Below are 19,282 nucleotides of genomic sequence, written 5' to 3'. Positions count from 1 at the left end.
ATTTTTATAAATCAAACAATGACAGCTGATTTGACTCTGGCAACCCACTTAGGATTCCAAGCTCTGCCATATAATCAATCACCGTTTTACTTGCCTTGGTCCTCTGTCGGAAATCATCTCTAGACAGATATGGCCCATCTTTGGAAGCCTCTTCCACTGCTTCCGCAGCCTTCTCTCCCATTCCATCAATACTACTGAACGGGGGCATCAGTTTTCCGTCAATAATCAGGAATTTTGTAGCTTTTGCCTTATAAATATCAATCGGTTCAAATTCATAACCTCTCGCATACATTTCCTGAACAATCCGCATATCTTTCATGGTATCCTGCTCTTTTTTACTTAGAGAGTTGGAGCGCCGGTTATAATCGTCAATATAATACTGCAGCTTTTCTTTTCCCTGACACATAATTTCATAAGAAAATGCATCTGCACGAATTCCAAAATATGCTCCATAATAAGCCAGTGGATAATTAATCTTGCAATATGCAATTCGATACGCCATCATAACATAGGCTGCTGCATGTGCTTTCGGGAACATATATTTGATCTGTTCACATGACCAGACATACCAGTCCGGTATGTTGTGTTCTGCCATGTCCTTCTTAAATTCAGGCCATTCTTTACACTTTCCCTTCGCTACTGTTCCCTTACGGACACGTTCCATAATCGTAAACGATTCTTCACTGTCCATTCCTTTATTGATCAGATATGTCATAATATCATCACGAGTACATATAGCTGTAGAAATCGTTGCTTTTCCACTTTTGATCAGTTCCTGGGCGTTATTCAGCCACACATCGGTTCCATGAGACAGTCCTGATATCCGAATCAGATCTGACAATGTCTGCGGCTTTGTATCAACAACCATCTGAATTACAAAATCTGTTCCAAACTCCGGTATTCCGAGACATCCCACCGGACATCCTCCGATATCTTCCGGCTTGATTCCTAATGCCGATGTATCATGAAACAGCGAAATCACGCCTTTATCATCCAACGGTATCTCTGTGGCAACAAAACGATGATCCGTCTCATTGTATTCATTATCCATCGCCGGAGAATTAATATATTCTTCCAGCGTCTTAATCATCGTAGGATCATCATGACCGAGAATATCCAGCTTCAGCAGGTTGTGGTCAATGGAATGGTAATCAAAATGTGTAGTAATAATGTCTGTCGTCATATCATTGGCCGGATGCTGTACCGGCGTGAATGAATTGATTTCTTCCCCCAACGGAAGAACTATGATACCGCCTGGATGCTGCCCGGTACTTCTTCGTATTCCGGTACATCCCTGCACAATACGGTCAATCTCACATTTTCGTTTTCCCTGTCCACGTTCTTCAAAATAATTCTTTACATATCCAAATGCCGTCTTATCTGCCAACGTTCCAACGGTCCCGGCTCGAAACGTCTGTCCCGCACCAAAGATGACCTCTGTATATTTGTGGGCATTACTCTGATAGTCACCAGAAAAGTTCAAGTCGATATCCGGTTCCTTGTTCCCCTTAAATCCAAGGAATGTCTCAAACGGAATATCGAATCCATCTTTTACCAGTTTCTCTCCACAAACCGGACAGTTCTTATCCGGCATATCCCATCCGCAGCCTCCTGCAAATGCTCTCACCTCTTCAGAATCAAAATCACTGTAATGGCATTTTGGACAATAATAATGTGGACTCAATGGGTTTACTTCCGTAATACCTGCCATTGTAGCTACAAACGATGAACCTACCGATCCACGTGAACCCACCAGATATCCATCTTCGTTCGACTTCCATACCAGTTTCTGTGCAATAATATACATAACGGCAAATCCATTAGATATAATGGAATTTAACTCTCTTTCCAACCGCTCCGTTACAACTGGAGGCAGTTCTTCTCCGTACATGGAATGCGCCTTATTATAACAGATTTCTCTTAACATCTTATCAGAATCCGGGATGACTGGAGGACATTTATCCGGGCGTACAGGTGTAATCCTCTCAATCATATCTGCAATCTTATTCGGATTATCGATTACAATCTCTTTTGCTTTGGCCGAACCCAGATATTCGAATTCCTCTAGCATCTCCTCTGTCGTACGAAGATAAAGCGGTGCCTGTTCATCCGCGTCCGTAAATCCTTTTCCGGCCATAATGATCCGCCGGTACACCTCATCCTCCGGGTCCATAAAATGCACATCACAAGTCCCGACCACCGGCTTATTAAACCGTTCGCCCAACTGTATGATCTGCCTGTTTATTTCCTTTAAATCCTCTTCATTCTGTACTTTTGTTATTCTGTCACTGGCAATCATAAAGTGATTATTGCCAAGAGGCTGTATCTCCAGATAATCATAAAAATTCACGATTCTGGCAATTTTCTCTTCGGACTTATCATTTAAAATCGCCTGATACAACTCTCCTGCTTCACAGGCACTTCCAACAATTAAGCCTTCTCGATATTTTGAAAGTTCACTTTTCGGTATTCTTGGCTGCCGCCCAAAATATTCCAGATGAGACTTAGAAATCAACTGGTATAGATTCACTCTTCCCACTTCATTACGCACAAGGATAATCACATGATATGACGGCAATTTTCGCACGGCATCTGCATTATGCGAGCCAAATTGATTGAGTTTTGTAAGGTTATATATCCCTCGCTCTTTCAACATCTCTACAAATTTCACGAATATCTCTGCTGTCGCTTGTGCATCATCCACTGCACGATGATGATTTTCCAAAGAAATATGAAGCGCATTTGCCACCACATTTAATTTGTATTTTGACAAAGTCGGCAACAAGATTCTTGCCATCGCTACTGTATCTACGGAAGTAAAGTCCGGTATCATATCCTGATATCGACAATTCTGTTCAATAAAACTAACATCAAAAGATGCATTATGAGCAACCAGAGCAGCATCCCCGATAAACTCAAGGAACTGCGGGAGAACGGTCTCAATGTCCGGCGCATCGATAACCATCTGGTCTGTAATACTGGTCAGCTGTGTAATCTGATAAGGAATGGGAATCTTCGGATTCACAAATGTACTGAATCTGTCTGTAATCTTTCCCTGTTCAACTTTCACCGCACCAATTTCAATGATCTTATCTTTGATTGGGCTAAATCCAGTAGTCTCCAGGTCAAATACTACATAAGCATCATCCAGAGACTGCCCTTTTTCATTCACCGCCACATCGGTCAGATCATCTACCAGATATCCTTCTACTCCATAGATGACTTTAAATGGATCATCTTTATCTAATGATTCTATATAATGATTGGCATCCGGGAATGCCTGCACCACTCCATGATCTGTAATTGCAAGAGCTTTGTGCCCCCAGTCGTGGGCACGCTTCAGAAGATTCTTAACTTCAGTTACACCATCCATATCGCTCATCTTCGTATGACAGTGCAATTCTACTCTTTTCTCCGGCGCTGTGTCTTTTCTGGATTCTGTGAAATCACTGATCTTACGGATTCCAACGATAGACGCAATCGTCAGCTCTCCATCAAACTTATCGATATTGGTAATTCCTTTTACTTTCAAAAAAGCTCCTGGCTTTATCTCTGCCAGCACATCAGGAAGCTGTTCATTTCTTACGAACATCTTTACCATGATTGTGTCTGTAAAATCAGTAATGGCGAACATGATAATAGTCTTTTCATTTCGAAGTTCACGTGTATCGAAACTAATAACCTTTCCTCGAATCGTAATCTCTCCCATCTCTGAAACTACCTGCTTAAGCTCGATTGTCTCATCATCAAAGTCCCTTCCGTATATCAGATTCGGATCATCTGAATTGCGCTTATTATAAGAGAATCTGTCTCTTTTCCCATTATCAAAATTTGATTTTTTCTTCAGATTCTTCTCATTTCCAGAAGCTTTTGACACCACCTCTGCCTGATTTTTATCAGAAGACTCTTTCTCCTTTTTCTTCAGTTCTTTTTCTTCGCGAGCCGCCTCTGCCTGCTCCATGATTGCTTCAATTTCCTGCTGAATCTTGGCATTGTTGTATTTTAACTGGCTCTCCTTCGGTTTTTCATACAGAACTCTCACTTCAATCGGACGTTGAAACCGTTCCCGGAACACATCTATCAGATAATTTGAAAGAGATTCTTTCTTTCCTTTTGCCACAATCGTATCTTTTAACTTCAGGCAAAGAATATTTCCTTCCTCAAATTCATACTCAGCTCCCTGGAGCATGCTTCGCTCAACCACACTTCTCTCATTCAATTCCAACAGAAAACTGTCAAAATACTCATTCATCAGATTCTCCGGGGTATACTGTTCCGAAAGTTCGTACTGCTCTTTGACCTCCACCTGAATATGACTGCGTCCAAATAACTGCTCTTTTATTCTTTTTTCCACTTCATAAATGCATTTTTTCTGAATCAGATGCTGGCTGTACAGATATATTTTAATGAAGTCTCGGCTTGTATTCGTAGACACTTTACTGACTTCCACACCTTCAAACAACATCTGGATTTCCTGATTCACTTTTAAGGTTGGAAATACTTCAAAGAACGGTTTATTCATTCCAGTGTAACAACTCCTGTCTTAATGTCTCTAATAATTGATCTTCTTTTACTTTCTTGACAACTTCCCCTTTTTTGATCAACAATCCTTCCCCTATACCGCCGGCAATACCTATATCTGCTTCTTTCGCTTCTCCAGGGCCATTCACAACACAACCCATAACTGCCACTTTAATATCAAGAGGAATATCCGCTACCATCTGTTCAACCTGGTTAGCCAGTCCAATCAAATCAATCTTCGTTCTTCCGCAAGTCGGACAGGAAACTACTTCAATCCCACCTTTTCGAAGACCGAGTGTCTTAAGAATTAATTTTGCTGACTTGATTTCCTCTACTGGATCCCCTGTCAAAGATACACGGATAGTATCCCCGATTCCTTGATTCAGGATAAGTCCCAAACCAATCGATGATTTGATATTACCGGCAAGCAGCGTTCCTGACTCTGTAATTCCTACATGTAATGGATATGGGCATTCGCTTACAATCAATTCATGCGCTTTGACACACATCATGACATCCGATGATTTGATACTTACTACCAGGTTATCATATCCCATTTTTTCAATCAGGTGCACTTTATCCATGGCACTTTCCACCAGTCCCTGGGCAGTAACACCCCCGTATTTTTCCACCAGATTTTTTTCCAGCGAACCACTGTTTACGCCAACCCTGATAGGTATACCATATTCCTTTGCCTTATCTACAACTGCCTTTACACGGCTTTCATCACCGATATTCCCCGGGTTAATACGAATCTTGTCTGCACCATTTTCAATTGCTGCAATAGCAAGTCGGTAATCAAAATGAATATCCGCCACCAACGGAATCTGAATCTGTTCTTTTATCTTGGCAAGTGCCTCAGCTGCTTCCATCGTCGGAACAGCACATCGGATAATCTCACATCCAGCTTTCTCAAGCGCTTGAATCTGCTTTACTGTTGACTCTACATCTTCCGTCTTCGTATTCGTCATCGACTGAATAGCGACTGGACAGCCGCCTCCAATACATACATTCCCAATCTGTATCTTCTTTGTCTGATCTCTCCACATATACTTTTCACCTCTCCTTATAAATCTTGCCACTTAATGATAAAACCCCTCTATCAATCACCTTGCTTCGATAGAGGGGTGTGTGTCTGTATTACTCTTGTATAAATATCAATTGATCGCCATATTCGCGTTCTGTCAGTGTCAACTGACCCTGATCTACACTGTAATCAAAAGTATCTACTATGGAATCCAGTGCATTTTCCAACGCATCTTCTGTATACTGACCATCTGACTTTTCTGCCATATCTTTCAGTTCTGACTCATCTGCCGTAATTATAATCGTCTTTTCCTCTTTGTCCATTGTATAATTCATATTGACTTTCACATCACTGACATCTGCAACTTCCGAAATCGTAACCGACATCTTACCATTACTCTTGATAGACATATTCAGATTCCCATCATCACTTGCCCAATCACCTTCCAATGGATTCGTTGTAAATAATTTCGTCAGAAGAAAAATAGCTATTATTATAATCAGGACAGATGAAACACTCGTAACAATCCTCCAGATCTTACTTCTTTTTGCTTCGTCATTTTTTGCTATTATCATCTATCCAGTTCCTCTCGTCTTTATTATTGTGTTCGTCTTAAATTATAGGTGCTTTTTTCTCTGGTGTCAACGGGGGAGTTTTCTTTATTCCTCCACCTCTACCAACAGATAAAACCCTTTCTCTGTCTTTTCTATTTTTTTTATGATTCCCTTGCGCGCCTTTATTCTCTTGCCTGTACGATAGATGCCTGACATTGCAATGGAAGGCTCAACCAGATAAGTATATTGTCCTGTCACAGCACTTCTCTCACTGATCTCAACTTCCTGCCCTTCCTCCACCAGTCCTTCTCTTTCCATTTTAAATCTTTCCTGTCTCATCGTGTCTCTCCTTTCTTCCGGTCTTACAAACCATATCTGGCACATATGTTCCATTGCGCAACTATTTGTTGATATTCGGCACTTTTTATGTTCTTTTTCGCAACAATTGGTAAAATATACCAAATATATTAAGGAGGTTGCAGCCATGTCATTTTCCGAAAAGTTGAAAACATTACGCCTTGAAAATCATATGACGCAAGATAATGTTGCAAAGCGCATAAATGTTGCACGATCAACAATTGCCGGTTATGAAACAAAAAATCGTCAGCCCTCTCATGAAAAGCTGACCGCATTCGCTAATCTTTTTCATGTGTCTGTTGATTATCTCCTTGATGATGATGAAACTATCGTTCTCTCTTTGTCTCAATCAGGCACATCTTCGATTGACGACCAGGAACTTTTATCAAAATATCACAATCTTTCTTCACGCTCAAAAGAGGATCTTTTTACCTACATTCAGCTTTTAGAATTGCGTGATGAAAAACAAAACCAGCTATAATATCCGCTGGTTTCTTGTTTCTATTCCTTTACAAATCTATGATAAATATATTCGTTAGCCATATTTTCCTGACTATCATCCAGCGGACTTAATTCCACTGTTCCATATTTTCTTTCCAATGCCTTCTGAATCAGGTAATCACATATCTGCGGGTTTTTTGGAAGCAGAGGACCATGTAGGTATGTTCCGATTACATTCTTATACACAACCCCTTCATATCCGCTCTTCCCATCATTTCCTGCTCCATAAAGCACTTTACCAAATGGTTGATTATCATTAATATACGTTCTTCCTCCATGATTTTCAAACCCCACTACCGGCATCTTGACCAAATCACTTTGCAAAACAATATTATCGATCAGACGTCCTTCTTCCTGTTCTGTATAGATATCGACAAGATTCAGACCTTCTATCATTCCAGCATCTGTTTTATAGTATTTGCCCAGGAGCTGATAACCTCCACAGACAGCTATCACAACGCCATTATCTTCAACATATTCTTTGAATTGACTCTGAATCTCCAACAGATTGTGGCACACAATGGCCTGTTCTCGGTCAGAGCCACCTCCAAGAAGTACAATATCCAGCTTAGAAAAATCAATCAAATCCCCAGTATTGAATTCAATAGTCTCTGCTTCAATCCCTCGCCATATACATCGCTGCATCATACAGGCAATGTTTCCGCGATCTCCATACAGATTCAAAAGATCCGGATAGAGATGTCCTATGGTAATCTTCATGTCCTTCGTATCCATTATCTATCTCCTTCCAGTTTCTTTAACACATTTCTGGTGCTGAACAACGCTGTATAGTTCACCAACACATAGAGATTGCCGCAGCCATTCTCTACACGTTCGCAGATCGCCTTTCCAACATCAGGTTCCAACATAGAAGAAATATCCACATATTTCATCCGCAATCCCATGTCATGGCACCGAATCCCACTGACTGTAATAGAATTAATGTTCGCCTCTTTGAAACGATCAAAATCTACATCCCACAGCCAGGATACATCCGTCCCATCCTGTGCATTATCATTAATAACAATGATAATATCCTTCAAGGTCTCATCCTGCATAACGGCAGATATATTCTGGTTAAAACCTGCCGGATTTTTGGCAAGATTCAGTACAATCCGGGTATCTTTGATCATGAACTGTTCCATACGTCCGTTTTCCGGGTTAAATCTGGCCAGCATATCATTAAAATGCTCTACCTTAAGGCCAGCCGTTCTGGCTGCAGAATATGCAGCCAGTATATTATAAGCATTATAAAAGCCCTTATAATTCGCCTGAAGTCTTCTCCCTTCAACTGTAAATGCCAAATGATCCCCAACTTCAATCTCCGAACCATTGAACTGAATCTCCGGTCGCTTAAAATCACAGCCTGTACAAGCATAATCTCCCAACTGACTGTAATGATAGAAATTGTAATGGAGTTGCGCTCCGCATCGCTTACAGAAACGCCCCTCTCTGATTTCATGAGAATCCTTGTCATCCATGACCTTTTCACTGATTCCATAAGTAACGAATGGATTTCCACTGTCCATTGCAAGGTATGCGGATAACGCATCATCTCCATTTACGATAACTTTCATATCTGGAGCCTGCTGCATGACCTCTTTTAAAATATTCATGGTTATGTCAATCTCACCATATCGATCTAATTGATCTCGGAACAGATTGGTCAACACCATATAATCTGGTTTAAAATGCGGAAACACCCTTCTGGTAGAGGCTTCATCTACCTCTATACACGCATAATCTGCTTTTAGGCTGCCTCCAATCCCAGCTCCCAGAGCAAATGCTGCCACGACTCCATTCAGCATATTAGAACCGGTATGATTACAGATCACTTTATATCCTTCTGCCTCAATCGCCGCACAGAGCATATTATTTGTTGTCGTCTTACCATTCGTTCCGCATACGATAAAGATATCGTTTTTTACCTGTCCTGCCAATTCCTTTAATATAGTAGGATATATCTTTAATGCAATTTTTCCGGCCCATGTCACTCCCTGACGGTGAAACACATGAACACTTATCTTCTCCGTTATCTTCGCTGCCCATATAGCCAGCATTCTGCGTAATCTCATGGTCTGATTATTCCTCTAATAATTTTGAAATATTCTCTGGTTCTGGCATAGAACGAATAGCGCCTTTCTTCATTGTAATCAAAGCTGCACCCGCATTGGCATATGTCAGAATATCACCAAGTTTCTCTTCATCTAAATTCTCCAATCCATGTGTCAACACACCATGAATGGAACATCCACAGAAAGTATCTCCAGCACCTGTCGTTTCAATTGCCTTTACCTGGAAACCTTTGCGCTCGACTCTCATCTCCTTGTAATATGCACGGCTTCCTTCCTTGCCCATAGTCAGGAATATCAAAGGGATATTGTATTTTTCCTGCAAATAGCGAATACCGTCATCATAATCTTCCATGCCGGATATAAACTGAATCTCATTATCTGAAATCTTCAAAACATCACAATACTGGAATCCATATTCCATCTGCTTTTTTGCTTCCTCCAGAGACTCCCAAAGAGGTGGCCGTAAGTTTGGATCAAATGTAATCAGACATCCAGCTTCCTTTGCCACTTCTAACGCTTTCTTTGTTGCAGTTCTAACTGGTTCGCCCGTCATAGATAAGGTTCCAAAATGGAATACCTTTGACTGGCGAATCAGATCATAATCCACCTCATCTTCTGTCAACATCATATCTGCTCCCGGTTTACGATAAAAAGAGAATTCTCTGTCTCCATCCGGAAATGTATGTACAAACGCAAGTGTTGTGTGAATCTCCTGATCCAGAACCAGTCCTTTCGTCTCGATTCCCAGTTCATCAATCGTTCCCTTTAACAGACGTCCGAACTGATCTTCGCCTACTTTTCCGATAAATGCTGTCTTTCTTCCCAATTTATTTAACATTGCCAGTACATTACATGGAGCTCCTCCAGGACAAGCCTCAAAAAGATTATTCCCTTGATCGCTCTGTCCGTTCAATGTAAAATCTATTAACATCTCACCCAATGCTGTTACATCATATAATTTTTCCATAACCATAACTCCTTATTCTGATATTTCTTAATATTTTACCATACAATAATCAATTTTAAAAGAGGACAAGGCCGCTATAACAAGAACAATTTATCTTCATTTCCGGCAAACATGCATGATGAACAAATCTCAAGATGATTTTGTTATTTTTTTGTCACATTGCCCATTTACGAAGCACCGGTATACTGGTAAAATAATATTCAGGTAGATAATTATTTAACAAACTTTTTTAAGGAGGATTTTATCATGAGTAGTTCATTAATATTAACAGGCATATTATTTTTTGGATATCTTGCATATGTGATTGGTGCTCAGATTCATACTATTAAGGAGGCTGTAAAATCTGAGGAAACACTAGATGCATACAGAAAAGAAAATGAAGGTTTTGCAGTTGTCCGCACTACTGTTCTATGCGCAAGATAGAAAACTTGTTTTCAGTAATGTTCATACAAACCCCCCTTTGTTATGACTCAATCACAACAAAGGGGGGTTTTAACTTTACTCTCTTTCATACTACCCCAGCAGATGTACTCCACCTAACAGTACATAAGAAATAAACCACATAATAACCGTAGCCATACAGATTCCCAGGATAACTGCTGGAAATGCTTTTTTAAACTTTACACCAAGTAATGCAGCAATCAATGATCCAGTCCATGCACCTGTTCCCGGAAGCGGAATTCCCACAAAGAGTACCAGACCCCAGAATTCATATTTCTCAATCTTATCACTTTTGCTCATAGCCTTGGCTTCTAATCTGTCTACCATCGGTTTTAATTTTTTTGTTCCCTTCATCCAGTTAAAGATTGGCGTAATCAAAAGCAGGATAAATGGTACCGGAATAATATTCCCAATGATACATATTGGAATGGCTTTTGCCACCGGAACTCCCAGTAATGGTCCTGCGACCAGAAGTGCTCCACGAAGTTCCAGAATCGGTATCATTGATATGATAAATACAATGGCTTCTTTTCCTACACTTCCGCCAAGGGCATCAATAATTCCCTGTACTAAAGTTTCTGTCATAGAATTCTCCTTTTTACTTGTTCATGTATTTCTTTAAAAATGAAAATAGAATCTCCATCTCTTCTCTGGTTCCAATCGTAATCCGAAGATATTGTTCAATTCTTTCACTTCCCCAGAAACGAACATAGATTCCATTTGCCCTCAATGCTTCAAACAATTCTTTCGCATCATACTCTGGATGCGTAACAAATACGAAATTCGCCCTGGAATCTCCAAATTGGAATCCCATTTTTTTCAATTCTTCTTTGGCCCATTCTCTGGTCTCAATAATCTTATGGACTGTTGTTTCAAAATATTCCTTATCCTTCACTGCCTCTGCACCACAGATCAGCGAAGTCTGATTCATGGTATAAGAATTAAAAGAATATTTGGCATCGTTCAGATAACGTATCAATGTCGGATTACTGATTGCATATCCAATTCTCATTCCTGCCATAGAGCGAGACTTTGAGAATGTCTGAACTACGATCAGATTATCATACTTGTCAATTAATTCTACTGCTGAATGCCCTTCCGCGAAATCAATATATGCCTCATCAATAATTACAATTACATCCTGGTTCTTTGTAATGATATCCTCAATCATATCCAACTCTTCATAAATTGCCGTAGGAGCATTCGGATTTGGGAAGATTACACCGCCATTTTCTTTATAGTAATCTTCTTTTCTGATTCGGAAGTTCTCATCCAGTTTCTGGCATTCATAAGGAATCCTGTAGAGATCTGCCCATACCTTGTAAAAAGAATAGGTGATATCCGGAAACAATATTGGCTTTTCTGAATTAAAGAATGTCAGAAAGCACATAGATAACACATCATCTGATCCCACACCAACAAAAACCTGATCTGGATTCACATCATAGAATTTTGCCAGCTCTTTTACCAACGGTGCTGCTGTCGGGTCTGGATACAAACGAAGTCTGTCCATATCCATCATTCCCAGAGCTTTCTCAACTCCCGGTGCCGGTGGATATGGATTCTCATTCGTATTCAGCTTGACAACTTTATTCTGAGGCTGTTCTCCTGGTACATAAGGCTCTACCTTACGAATGTTTTTTTCAAATGCTTTCATATTCTTATCCTTTGCTATGTAGTTAAAAATATTCCTTTGACAGTTCTTTGAATTTTGGCAGTGAATTAATAATTGTCTCATAAGCTACACAATAAGCAAGTCTTACATAACCCGGGCATCCAAAGGAACTTCCAGGTACCAGAAGTAAATTATATTTTTTCGCTACCGCGCAGAATTCTTTTTCATCTGCAATTGGAGATTTTACAAAAAGATAAAAAGCACCTTCTGGTTTAATGCATTCAAATCCACAATCTCTCAGTCCATTGTATAAAGCTTCTCTATTTCTGTCATAGAAAGAGATGTCTGTCTTCTCATTGATACATTTTGCCACCAGTTTCTGCTGCAATGTAGGTGCATTGACAAATCCCAGAATACGCGTTGCTACATTTGCTGCAGAACACACATCTTCACTATCTGTCACTTCATCTGGAATGACCAGATACCCAATACGTTCTCCAGGAAGAGACAATGATTTACTATATGAATACCCTACGATCGTATTCGCATAATACTTCGTCAAATATGGAACCTCCACTCCATCATACACCAGTTCACGATACGGTTCATCTGAAATCAGATAAATATCTGTACCATATTCCTTTTGCTTTGCTTCCATGATTGCCGCCAATTTCTGGATTGTTGCTTCTGAATATACAACACCGGTCGGATTATTCGGAGTATTTACGATAACAGCCTTGGTCTTCGGTGTGATCTTCTGCTCAAATTCATCTAATTTCGGCTGAAAATCTACAGTATTCGGTGATATTTCCACTAAGACTCCATCGTAGTTATTGGTATAAGAACGATATTCACCAAAATATGGCGCAAATGTGATTACTTCATCCCCTGGATTAATCAAAGTTTTCAAAATTACATTTAATCCTCCGGCAGCACCAACCGTCATGATAATATTTTTTCCTTCAAAATTCGTTCCAAAACGCTCATTCAAAGAATTCGCAACAGTCTCTCTTACATCTGCATATCCTGAGTTACTGTTGGTATAACCATGAAGAACAACCGGATCATTCTCATCTAACAATTCAATAATCGCTTTTTTTACTGCCTCTGGTGCCGGCACATTTGGGTTTCCCAGACTAAAATCAAACACATTCTCTGCCCCGTAGATGCTTGCAAGACGGTTTCCTTCTTCAAACATTGCACGAATAGCAGAACTATTAGCTACCATATTTTTCATTTTCTCTGCAATCATTTTTCTCTCTCCTTTGTATTATTCTCTATTCTGGTTTTTTTCTGTTACATCGCCCTTTTCTACCATAAATACGGGACGATAGGATAATTTTGCCTTTCTCAGGCCTTCTGCTCCAGTATCCTCTTCTCGGTTGACATATAGATACTGTTGACACTCATGCTCTACAAACTGCTGATTAATCATTGGATATGCTCCCTGTACATCTGCATATGCCTTTTCAATATGAACAACAAAAGTATCTGAACATATCGGTTCTCCCAACGAAAAAGCAACAACTTCACCATCAATTCTTAAGATTCCACCTTTAAGTTCCAGTTCTTCAAACAGTCGAAGGGCATTCATAGTAACACAGACTTCTCCTCTTTTCTCGGGGTCATCTTCACATCCGTTCTGATTACGCCATTTCAAAGCCATCTGAAAACATTCCTCTATATTATCTTTCGTTACACTTTCATAAGACCATCTGTCTTCATACATTGCTTTAAATTTATTGATATGGTTCCGCTTCCCATGTAACTTCTTCCCCGACAAGGTCGCTAGTTTTTCAGATTCATACACATAATCTGCACTATCACGGTCATACTCAATCTGAAATCTTCCCGGATACCATTCTTCTAACTGTGCAAAATACTCCGGTGTCACATTATACATCGCAAACGGAACATTGCGTTCCTTACTGTACTGCATCAATACTTCTAATGCTTTTTTCACATTCGCGGGTTCACCCGCCGGATATGCGAATGCCAGATGTGTCTCATCTTCACTCTTGAACACCAGTGCATCTTCTACGATTGCCCACTTCACCGGATACTGCCTGGACCACAAAAAAACATTTGCAAATGTTCTTTCACAGCTTCTGCTGGTATGATGATTAAAATAATGTGATATAATTTCTTTATCTTCCAGTTCAGCTCTCTTAAATTGTATCTCTAACATACTTTACCTTCTTTTCTCTTTTCATTGAACGTTTTTTAGTATAGCATATTTTTTTTCTTTTTTCTTCTTTTTATTATAAATCTTATAACAAACACGATAATCAGCACAATAAAAAGAATCAAGGCATATAACATAAATGCAAATTTATTCGGTTGTTTTACCAATTCAATAATATTCTTACTGTCATCTTCCAGTTTTCTTCCTTCCTTTTCTCCGTAATAAAAAGGAATCTGTGATATACCCTTCTCATTTTGCTCAAATGATTCCAGATAAGATGCAAGTGCATACCATTCTTTCACTTCATTTCCACTCTGGTCGTGCACAATATAATCTTCAAAATCCTCAATCTTATTTCCATTCTCATCTTTCGGTGTAATTTTCAGAAGTCCCTTTGATGTATCTTCTACTGTTCCAAGCATCTGCGCAGAATACAAACCTGCTACTACACGATAGAGCTTGTCATCCTGAATCTCCTCCGTCTGTTTTTCTTCTGTATATGGAACATTCTGTGACAGTTCAACTTCTATGACACGATTCAGAATCATACGGCTCGGATTATAAGTCCAGCGCATTCCACTTGGATATAACTGGGCCGCCGTCATGATTGGCGACACAGATACATCAATCTCTGCGACCGTCTTCAATTCCTTTCCTGTCAGATATACACTCACCAACGGATAACCTGGAATACGATCCGCACCGATTCCTAATGAACTGATATTAAACACATCTGACACTGTTACTTTTCCTTTTTGCAAAGTGTCACGAATCACTCCTGAAGGAGCAATTGCAACATCCACCGGCTTATATTCCGCTCCTTCCGCCTTTTCTACCGCATAGATATACGAATCTGCAATAATGCTTCCCAGTGGATCTTCTTCTAATTCTTCCGCAAAATCATCTCTTTGTGTAAATTCTACATTATTTTCTGCCAACACCTGATCAAATGTATAGCCAAACTGCTTCAGATACTCTTCGTCTACCTTTTCTTTATATTTTTCAAGTTCCGTCGTTATCGCTTCATCTTCTTTCACCGAATCATCCAGATGATTCAATTGATATTCATCCAGTTCCCATCGTCCATCTTCCTTTTGGATCAGATCCAGTTCTCCCAGATTCTCCCCATAACAGCCGGCAGACACAATGTAAGTATCCCCCTTCTGAATCGGTTCCTCTAACTTCGTATGAGTATGACCGCTGATGATCACATCAATCTCCGGCACTTCTTTTGCCAGAAGTTCGTCTTCCGATTTGCCTTCATCTTCACTGGTCCCACTATGAGAAAGACATACGATCATATCTACATCTTCTTTTTCCAATTGATCGACCATTTCTTTTGAAGTATCCACTATACTTTCAAAAGTAAGCCCACTCTCCGGCGCACAGTCCTCTGCATCTTCTCCCAGGACACCATAGACACCGATTCTTACTCCTCCATGCTCGACAATCACGTACGGTGTACTTCCGTAATCCTCAAGCGCCTGGTGAATCCGTTCATTATCTTCAGATGTATTCTTCGCCCAGTCAATATTCGCACATACAAAAGCTGGCAGTTGAAGCGATGAATCTTCCTCTGCATTTTTCAAAGCTGCATGAAACATATTGCTGACACCTTCACTTCGATAATCAAACTCATGATTGCCAAAGGTAGTAACATCGTACCCCAGGCGTCCCAGCATCGTAAGCTCTGTTGCATCTGTCTCATAAATGGTCTGATAAAGCGTTCCCATGGAAAAATCTCCGCCATCCACCAGAAACGTCGCCGGATTTTCAGCTTTCTTTTCATCAATCAACGTCTTCATCTTAGCAAGCCCGCCAATCATGACGGATTCCTCTGATTTATATGCATCCAGATGGGAATGCATGTCGTGAGTAAATAATATTTTTACTTTCTGCTCTCCATCCGAATCAACAGATGTCGTCTCTTCAGCCACCACGGATGTCACACACATCAGACAAAGCATGATAACCAACAGCATAGATGCCATCATTCTTTTTCTAAAGTTCATATCTTATTCCCCTTTTTATCAACAATATTGTTAAAAATTATCTTTCCCCTTTTGAATACAATAAAACCTTCCTCTGCTGCATTTTTCGGAAGGTTTATCTTGTATTGCTATTTCATCCTATTCATTTTCATTCATATTTGCAAGTTTCGCTGCCTGATCAGCTGCGATACACGCATCAATGATCTCCTGGATATCTCCGTTCATAATCTTATCAAGCTTATACAGTGTCAATCCGATTCGGTGATCTGTCACACGTCCCTGTGGGAAGTTATAAGTACGGATCTTCTCGGAACGGTCTCCGGTACCGATCTGGCTCTTTCTTGCTTCTGCTTCCGCATCATGCTGCTTCTGACATTCGATATCATACAGCTTTGCACGTAATAACGCGAATGCCTTTTCCTTATTCTGAAGCTGAGACTTCTCCGTCTGACTGTAGATTACAATTCCTGTCGGGTAATGGGTCAGACGCACCGCGGAGTCAGTGGTATTGACGCATTGTCCACCATTACCGGATGCACGCATAACATCGATACGGATATCCTTTTCATCGATCTGAATGTCTACGTCTTCTGCCTCTGGCATCACAGCGACCGTAATCGTAGATGTATGAATTCGTCCGCCTGATTCTGTCTCTGGAACACGCTGTACACGATGAACACCAGACTCATACTTCATTACCGAATAGGCACCCTGCCCATTGATCATAAAGGTAACATTCTTCATACCACCAATACCGATTTCTTCACACTCTACCAATTCTACTTTCCAACGTTTGCTCTCTGCGTAATGAAGATACATACGATAAATCTCTGCTGCAAAAAGTGCAGCTTCATCTCCGCCGGCACCTGCACGAATCTCTACCACAACGTTTTTATCATCATTCGGGTCTTTTGGCAACAGAAGAATCTTAAGTTCTTTCTCCAGTTCTTCTACTCTTGCCTTCGCTTCATTTAATTCTTCTTTGGCAAGCTCACGCATCTCTTCATCAGATTCCTCTTCTAACATCTCAAGACTGTCTGCGATTGTCTGCTTGCATGCTTTATATTCCTTATATGCCTCAACAATGGGGGTCAGTTCATTCTGTTCTTTCATGAGCTTACGGAATCTGGCCTGGTCATTGGCCACATCCGGCTCCTGCAACTCACTCAATATCTCTTCCAGACGAATGAGCAAATCCTCTAATTTGTCAAACATAACTCTTCCTCCTCAATCTATCCTTACGCAAGACATTTCCCTTGCGCACGTTATCTTTTATTGTACATGCCTGTAACCACACGGTCAAGACCTGCCAAATCCTTTTTTACTTTTATATCCTTATATCCACTTTCTCCCATAAGATACGACACATCCGATCCCTGATCGTGACCGATTTCAAACATCAGGAATCCTCCATCTTCCAGATATCTTTTGCCTTCTTCTATTATCTTACGGTAAAAGTACAGACCGTCTTCTCTTCCATCTAACGCAATCCTTGGATCATGAAAACGGACTTCCTCTTGAAGTTCTTTGATAACAGCAGTACGAATATAGGGTGGATTTGATACAATCAGCTGATATTTTTCTTCTATATGTTCAAAAAGATTACTCTGTACAAATTCTGCCGCGACTTCCAACCTCTCGGAATTTCTTTTTGCCACCTTCAATGCATCTTCTGATATATCACATCCGGTTCCCACAGTTCCCGGACATAATTTCAAGAGACTCAACAAGATACATCCTGAGCCGGTACACATGTCCAGCACTTTCATTCCAGGTGTCCCTGCACGAACTACCTTTATCGCTTCTTCTACCAGTACCTCTGTGTCCTGCCTGGGTATCAACACATGTTCATTAACATAGAACGAATATCCCATAAATTCCTGCTCACCGGTGATATGCTGCAAGGGGATTCTGCTTTTACGCCTTGCAATGCAATCCCGATATTGTCTTACCTGACCTTCTGTAAGCTCTCTTTCAGGATCTCCATAATAAGACACTCTGCTGATATTTGTCACATATTCAAGCAGATACCACGCATCTAATGCAGCCTCTGCGATCCCAGCCTCTGTCAGTGCAGCAACGCCTTCTTTATATATCTTCTGCAGTGTGAAAATTTTCTGCTTCATATGCTCTCCAATCGAAAACTGCTTCCACAGCCTGTATCGCAACTTCTATCATACTGTCATCCGGTTCTTTTGTTGTCAACTTCTGAATAGCGAGTCCCGGCTTACTGAACAGGTTGATCAGCGGGTTTTCACTGCATCCTGCCAGTTTCAATACTTCATAGGAGATTCCTGCAATTACCGGAAGCAAAGCAATTCGGATAATTATCCGCATAAATGGAGATTCTACTCTGATCAGCAATAACAGAATAATACTGATAGCCAACACAAAGAATAAGAAACTAGTTCCACATCTCTTATGCTGTCTGGAACTGATACGGACATTTTCCACTGTAAGCGGCAAGCCATGTTCAATACAATTGATACATTTATGCTCTGCCCCATGGTACATAAATGTTCTCTGGATATCTTCCATTCTGGATATCAGAAGCACATACACTACAAAAATCCCTATTCTTACGAATCCTTCTATGACAGTTCTGATAGTATAGGAAGCAATCAACGGCTTCAATAATAAAGACAGGAAATATGGTAATACCATAAAGATTGCAACTGCTGCGACTACGGAAAATACCACAGTAATTCCCATAATAATGCTCTCCTGCTTTTCCTTCTTCTGTGCTTCTTTTTCTGTCAGTTCCTGAACCTCTTCTTCCTCTTCATAAAAACTTGCAGAGAACGTCAATGTCTTTATCCCCAGTACCATAGAATCAATAAAATTAAAGATTCCTCTGACAAATGGTACTGTCGTCAGTTTCTTCCATCTGCCCGTAATACTCTGATAAGTCTCTTTCTGTACAAAAATCTCTCCATCCGGCTTGCGCACTGCCACAGCATAATCATCCTTATGCTTCATCATGATTCCCTCCAGCACTGCCTGTCCGCCAATATTTGATGACTTCATACACAACTCCTTTATTTCTAT

General features: G+C 40.4%; 17 protein-coding genes. 2 read left to right on the top strand and 15 right to left on the bottom strand.

Going from position 1 to position 19,282, the window contains the following annotated elements; translation table 11 throughout:
- Positions 1 to 4 precede the first annotated feature (4 nt).
- The 4 genes from ACQRD1_RS09930 to ACQRD1_RS09915 all read right to left on the bottom strand — a co-directional run bounded on the left by ACQRD1_RS09930 (position 5) and on the right by ACQRD1_RS09915 (position 6,441).
- The gene (locus ACQRD1_RS09930; protein WP_235233290.1) at positions 5 to 4,522 is read right to left on the bottom strand and encodes a PolC-type DNA polymerase III; all 4,518 of its coding nucleotides are present in this window, start codon (positions 4,520 to 4,522) and stop codon (positions 5 to 7) included.
- Complete coding sequence (gene ispG / locus ACQRD1_RS09925; RefSeq protein WP_235233289.1) at positions 4,515 to 5,570, bottom strand: flavodoxin-dependent (E)-4-hydroxy-3-methylbut-2-enyl-diphosphate synthase; 1,056 nt, start codon at positions 5,568 to 5,570, stop codon at positions 4,515 to 4,517. The genes ACQRD1_RS09930 and ispG overlap by 8 nt, the downstream gene beginning before the upstream one ends.
- 91 nt (positions 5,571 to 5,661) lie before the next feature.
- A complete protein-coding gene (locus ACQRD1_RS09920) occupies positions 5,662 to 6,123 on the bottom strand; it encodes a hypothetical protein (protein WP_235233288.1) in 462 nt (153 codons plus the stop codon).
- An 84-nt stretch (positions 6,124 to 6,207) separates the two neighbouring features.
- Positions 6,208 to 6,441: a hypothetical protein gene (locus tag ACQRD1_RS09915; protein ID WP_235233287.1), complete on the bottom strand. Its 234-nt coding sequence runs from the start codon at positions 6,439 to 6,441 to the stop codon at positions 6,208 to 6,210.
- A gap of 145 nt (positions 6,442 to 6,586) precedes the next feature.
- Here ACQRD1_RS09915 and ACQRD1_RS09910 point away from each other — a divergent pair, with 145 nt between their 5' ends.
- The gene (locus ACQRD1_RS09910) at positions 6,587 to 6,940 is read left to right on the top strand and encodes a helix-turn-helix domain-containing protein (RefSeq protein WP_235233286.1); all 354 of its coding nucleotides are present in this window, start codon (positions 6,587 to 6,589) and stop codon (positions 6,938 to 6,940) included.
- A 20-nt stretch (positions 6,941 to 6,960) separates the two neighbouring features.
- On the opposite strand, the gene ACQRD1_RS09905 is transcribed toward ACQRD1_RS09910, so the two are convergent.
- Genes ACQRD1_RS09905 through ACQRD1_RS09895 form a run of 3 tightly spaced genes read right to left on the bottom strand, consistent with a single transcriptional unit; the run spans position 6,961 to position 10,002 of the window.
- Complete coding sequence (locus tag ACQRD1_RS09905; protein WP_235233301.1) at positions 6,961 to 7,680, bottom strand: type 1 glutamine amidotransferase; 720 nt, start codon at positions 7,678 to 7,680, stop codon at positions 6,961 to 6,963.
- Positions 7,681 to 7,694: 14 nt separating this feature from the next.
- Entirely contained in the window at positions 7,695 to 9,035 is a 1,341-nt protein-coding gene (locus ACQRD1_RS09900; RefSeq protein ID WP_235233285.1) for a MurT ligase domain-containing protein, read from the bottom strand.
- A gap of 7 nt (positions 9,036 to 9,042) precedes the next feature.
- Complete coding sequence (locus tag ACQRD1_RS09895) at positions 9,043 to 10,002, bottom strand: carbohydrate kinase family protein (protein ID WP_235233284.1); 960 nt, start codon at positions 10,000 to 10,002, stop codon at positions 9,043 to 9,045.
- A 246-nt stretch (positions 10,003 to 10,248) separates the two neighbouring features.
- Here ACQRD1_RS09895 and ACQRD1_RS09890 point away from each other — a divergent pair, with 246 nt between their 5' ends.
- Positions 10,249 to 10,425, top strand: a complete 177-nt coding sequence (locus tag ACQRD1_RS09890) for a hypothetical protein (protein ID WP_235233283.1) — start codon at positions 10,249 to 10,251, stop codon at positions 10,423 to 10,425.
- A 90-nt stretch (positions 10,426 to 10,515) separates the two neighbouring features.
- Here the strand turns inward: ACQRD1_RS09890 and ACQRD1_RS09885 are convergent, their stop codons facing one another.
- From ACQRD1_RS09885 to ACQRD1_RS09850, 8 genes are all read right to left on the bottom strand, one after another.
- Positions 10,516 to 11,028, bottom strand: a complete 513-nt coding sequence (locus tag ACQRD1_RS09885) for a COG2426 family protein (RefSeq protein ID WP_235233282.1) — start codon at positions 11,026 to 11,028, stop codon at positions 10,516 to 10,518.
- A 13-nt stretch (positions 11,029 to 11,041) separates the two neighbouring features.
- Entirely contained in the window at positions 11,042 to 12,100 is a 1,059-nt protein-coding gene (hisC, locus tag ACQRD1_RS09880; protein ID WP_235233281.1) for a histidinol-phosphate transaminase, read from the bottom strand.
- Between the two features lie 22 nt (positions 12,101 to 12,122).
- Positions 12,123 to 13,310 (bottom strand): pyridoxal phosphate-dependent aminotransferase, encoded by a 1,188-nt coding sequence (locus ACQRD1_RS09875; protein WP_235233280.1) that lies wholly within the window; start codon positions 13,308 to 13,310, stop codon positions 12,123 to 12,125.
- A gap of 18 nt (positions 13,311 to 13,328) precedes the next feature.
- On the bottom strand, positions 13,329 to 14,246 hold the full coding sequence (locus tag ACQRD1_RS09870) for a DUF2156 domain-containing protein (RefSeq protein WP_235233279.1): 918 nt from the start codon (positions 14,244 to 14,246) through the stop codon (positions 13,329 to 13,331).
- Between the two features lie 35 nt (positions 14,247 to 14,281).
- The gene (locus tag ACQRD1_RS09865; protein ID WP_235233278.1) at positions 14,282 to 16,255 is read right to left on the bottom strand and encodes a bifunctional metallophosphatase/5'-nucleotidase; all 1,974 of its coding nucleotides are present in this window, start codon (positions 16,253 to 16,255) and stop codon (positions 14,282 to 14,284) included.
- Between the two features lie 117 nt (positions 16,256 to 16,372).
- Positions 16,373 to 17,449 carry a peptide chain release factor 1 gene (prfA, locus tag ACQRD1_RS09860; RefSeq protein WP_235233277.1) on the bottom strand — a complete coding sequence of 359 codons (1,077 nt, stop codon included), beginning with the start codon at positions 17,447 to 17,449 and terminating at the stop codon, positions 16,373 to 16,375.
- A 50-nt stretch (positions 17,450 to 17,499) separates the two neighbouring features.
- Entirely contained in the window at positions 17,500 to 18,360 is an 861-nt protein-coding gene (gene prmC, locus ACQRD1_RS09855) for a peptide chain release factor N(5)-glutamine methyltransferase (protein ID WP_235233276.1), read from the bottom strand.
- Entirely contained in the window at positions 18,323 to 19,261 is a 939-nt protein-coding gene (locus ACQRD1_RS09850) for a DUF1385 domain-containing protein (protein ID WP_235233275.1), read from the bottom strand. The genes prmC and ACQRD1_RS09850 overlap by 38 nt, the downstream gene beginning before the upstream one ends.
- Between the last annotated feature and the right edge of the window lie 21 nt (positions 19,262 to 19,282).

The sequence above is a fragment of the Bariatricus sp. SGI.019 genome (assembly GCF_050315235.1).
Classification (GTDB): domain Bacteria; phylum Bacillota; class Clostridia; order Lachnospirales; family Lachnospiraceae; genus JAFBIX01.
Note: the sequence above shows the minus strand (reverse complement) of the source record. Positions and strands in the feature narration are given on the sequence as shown.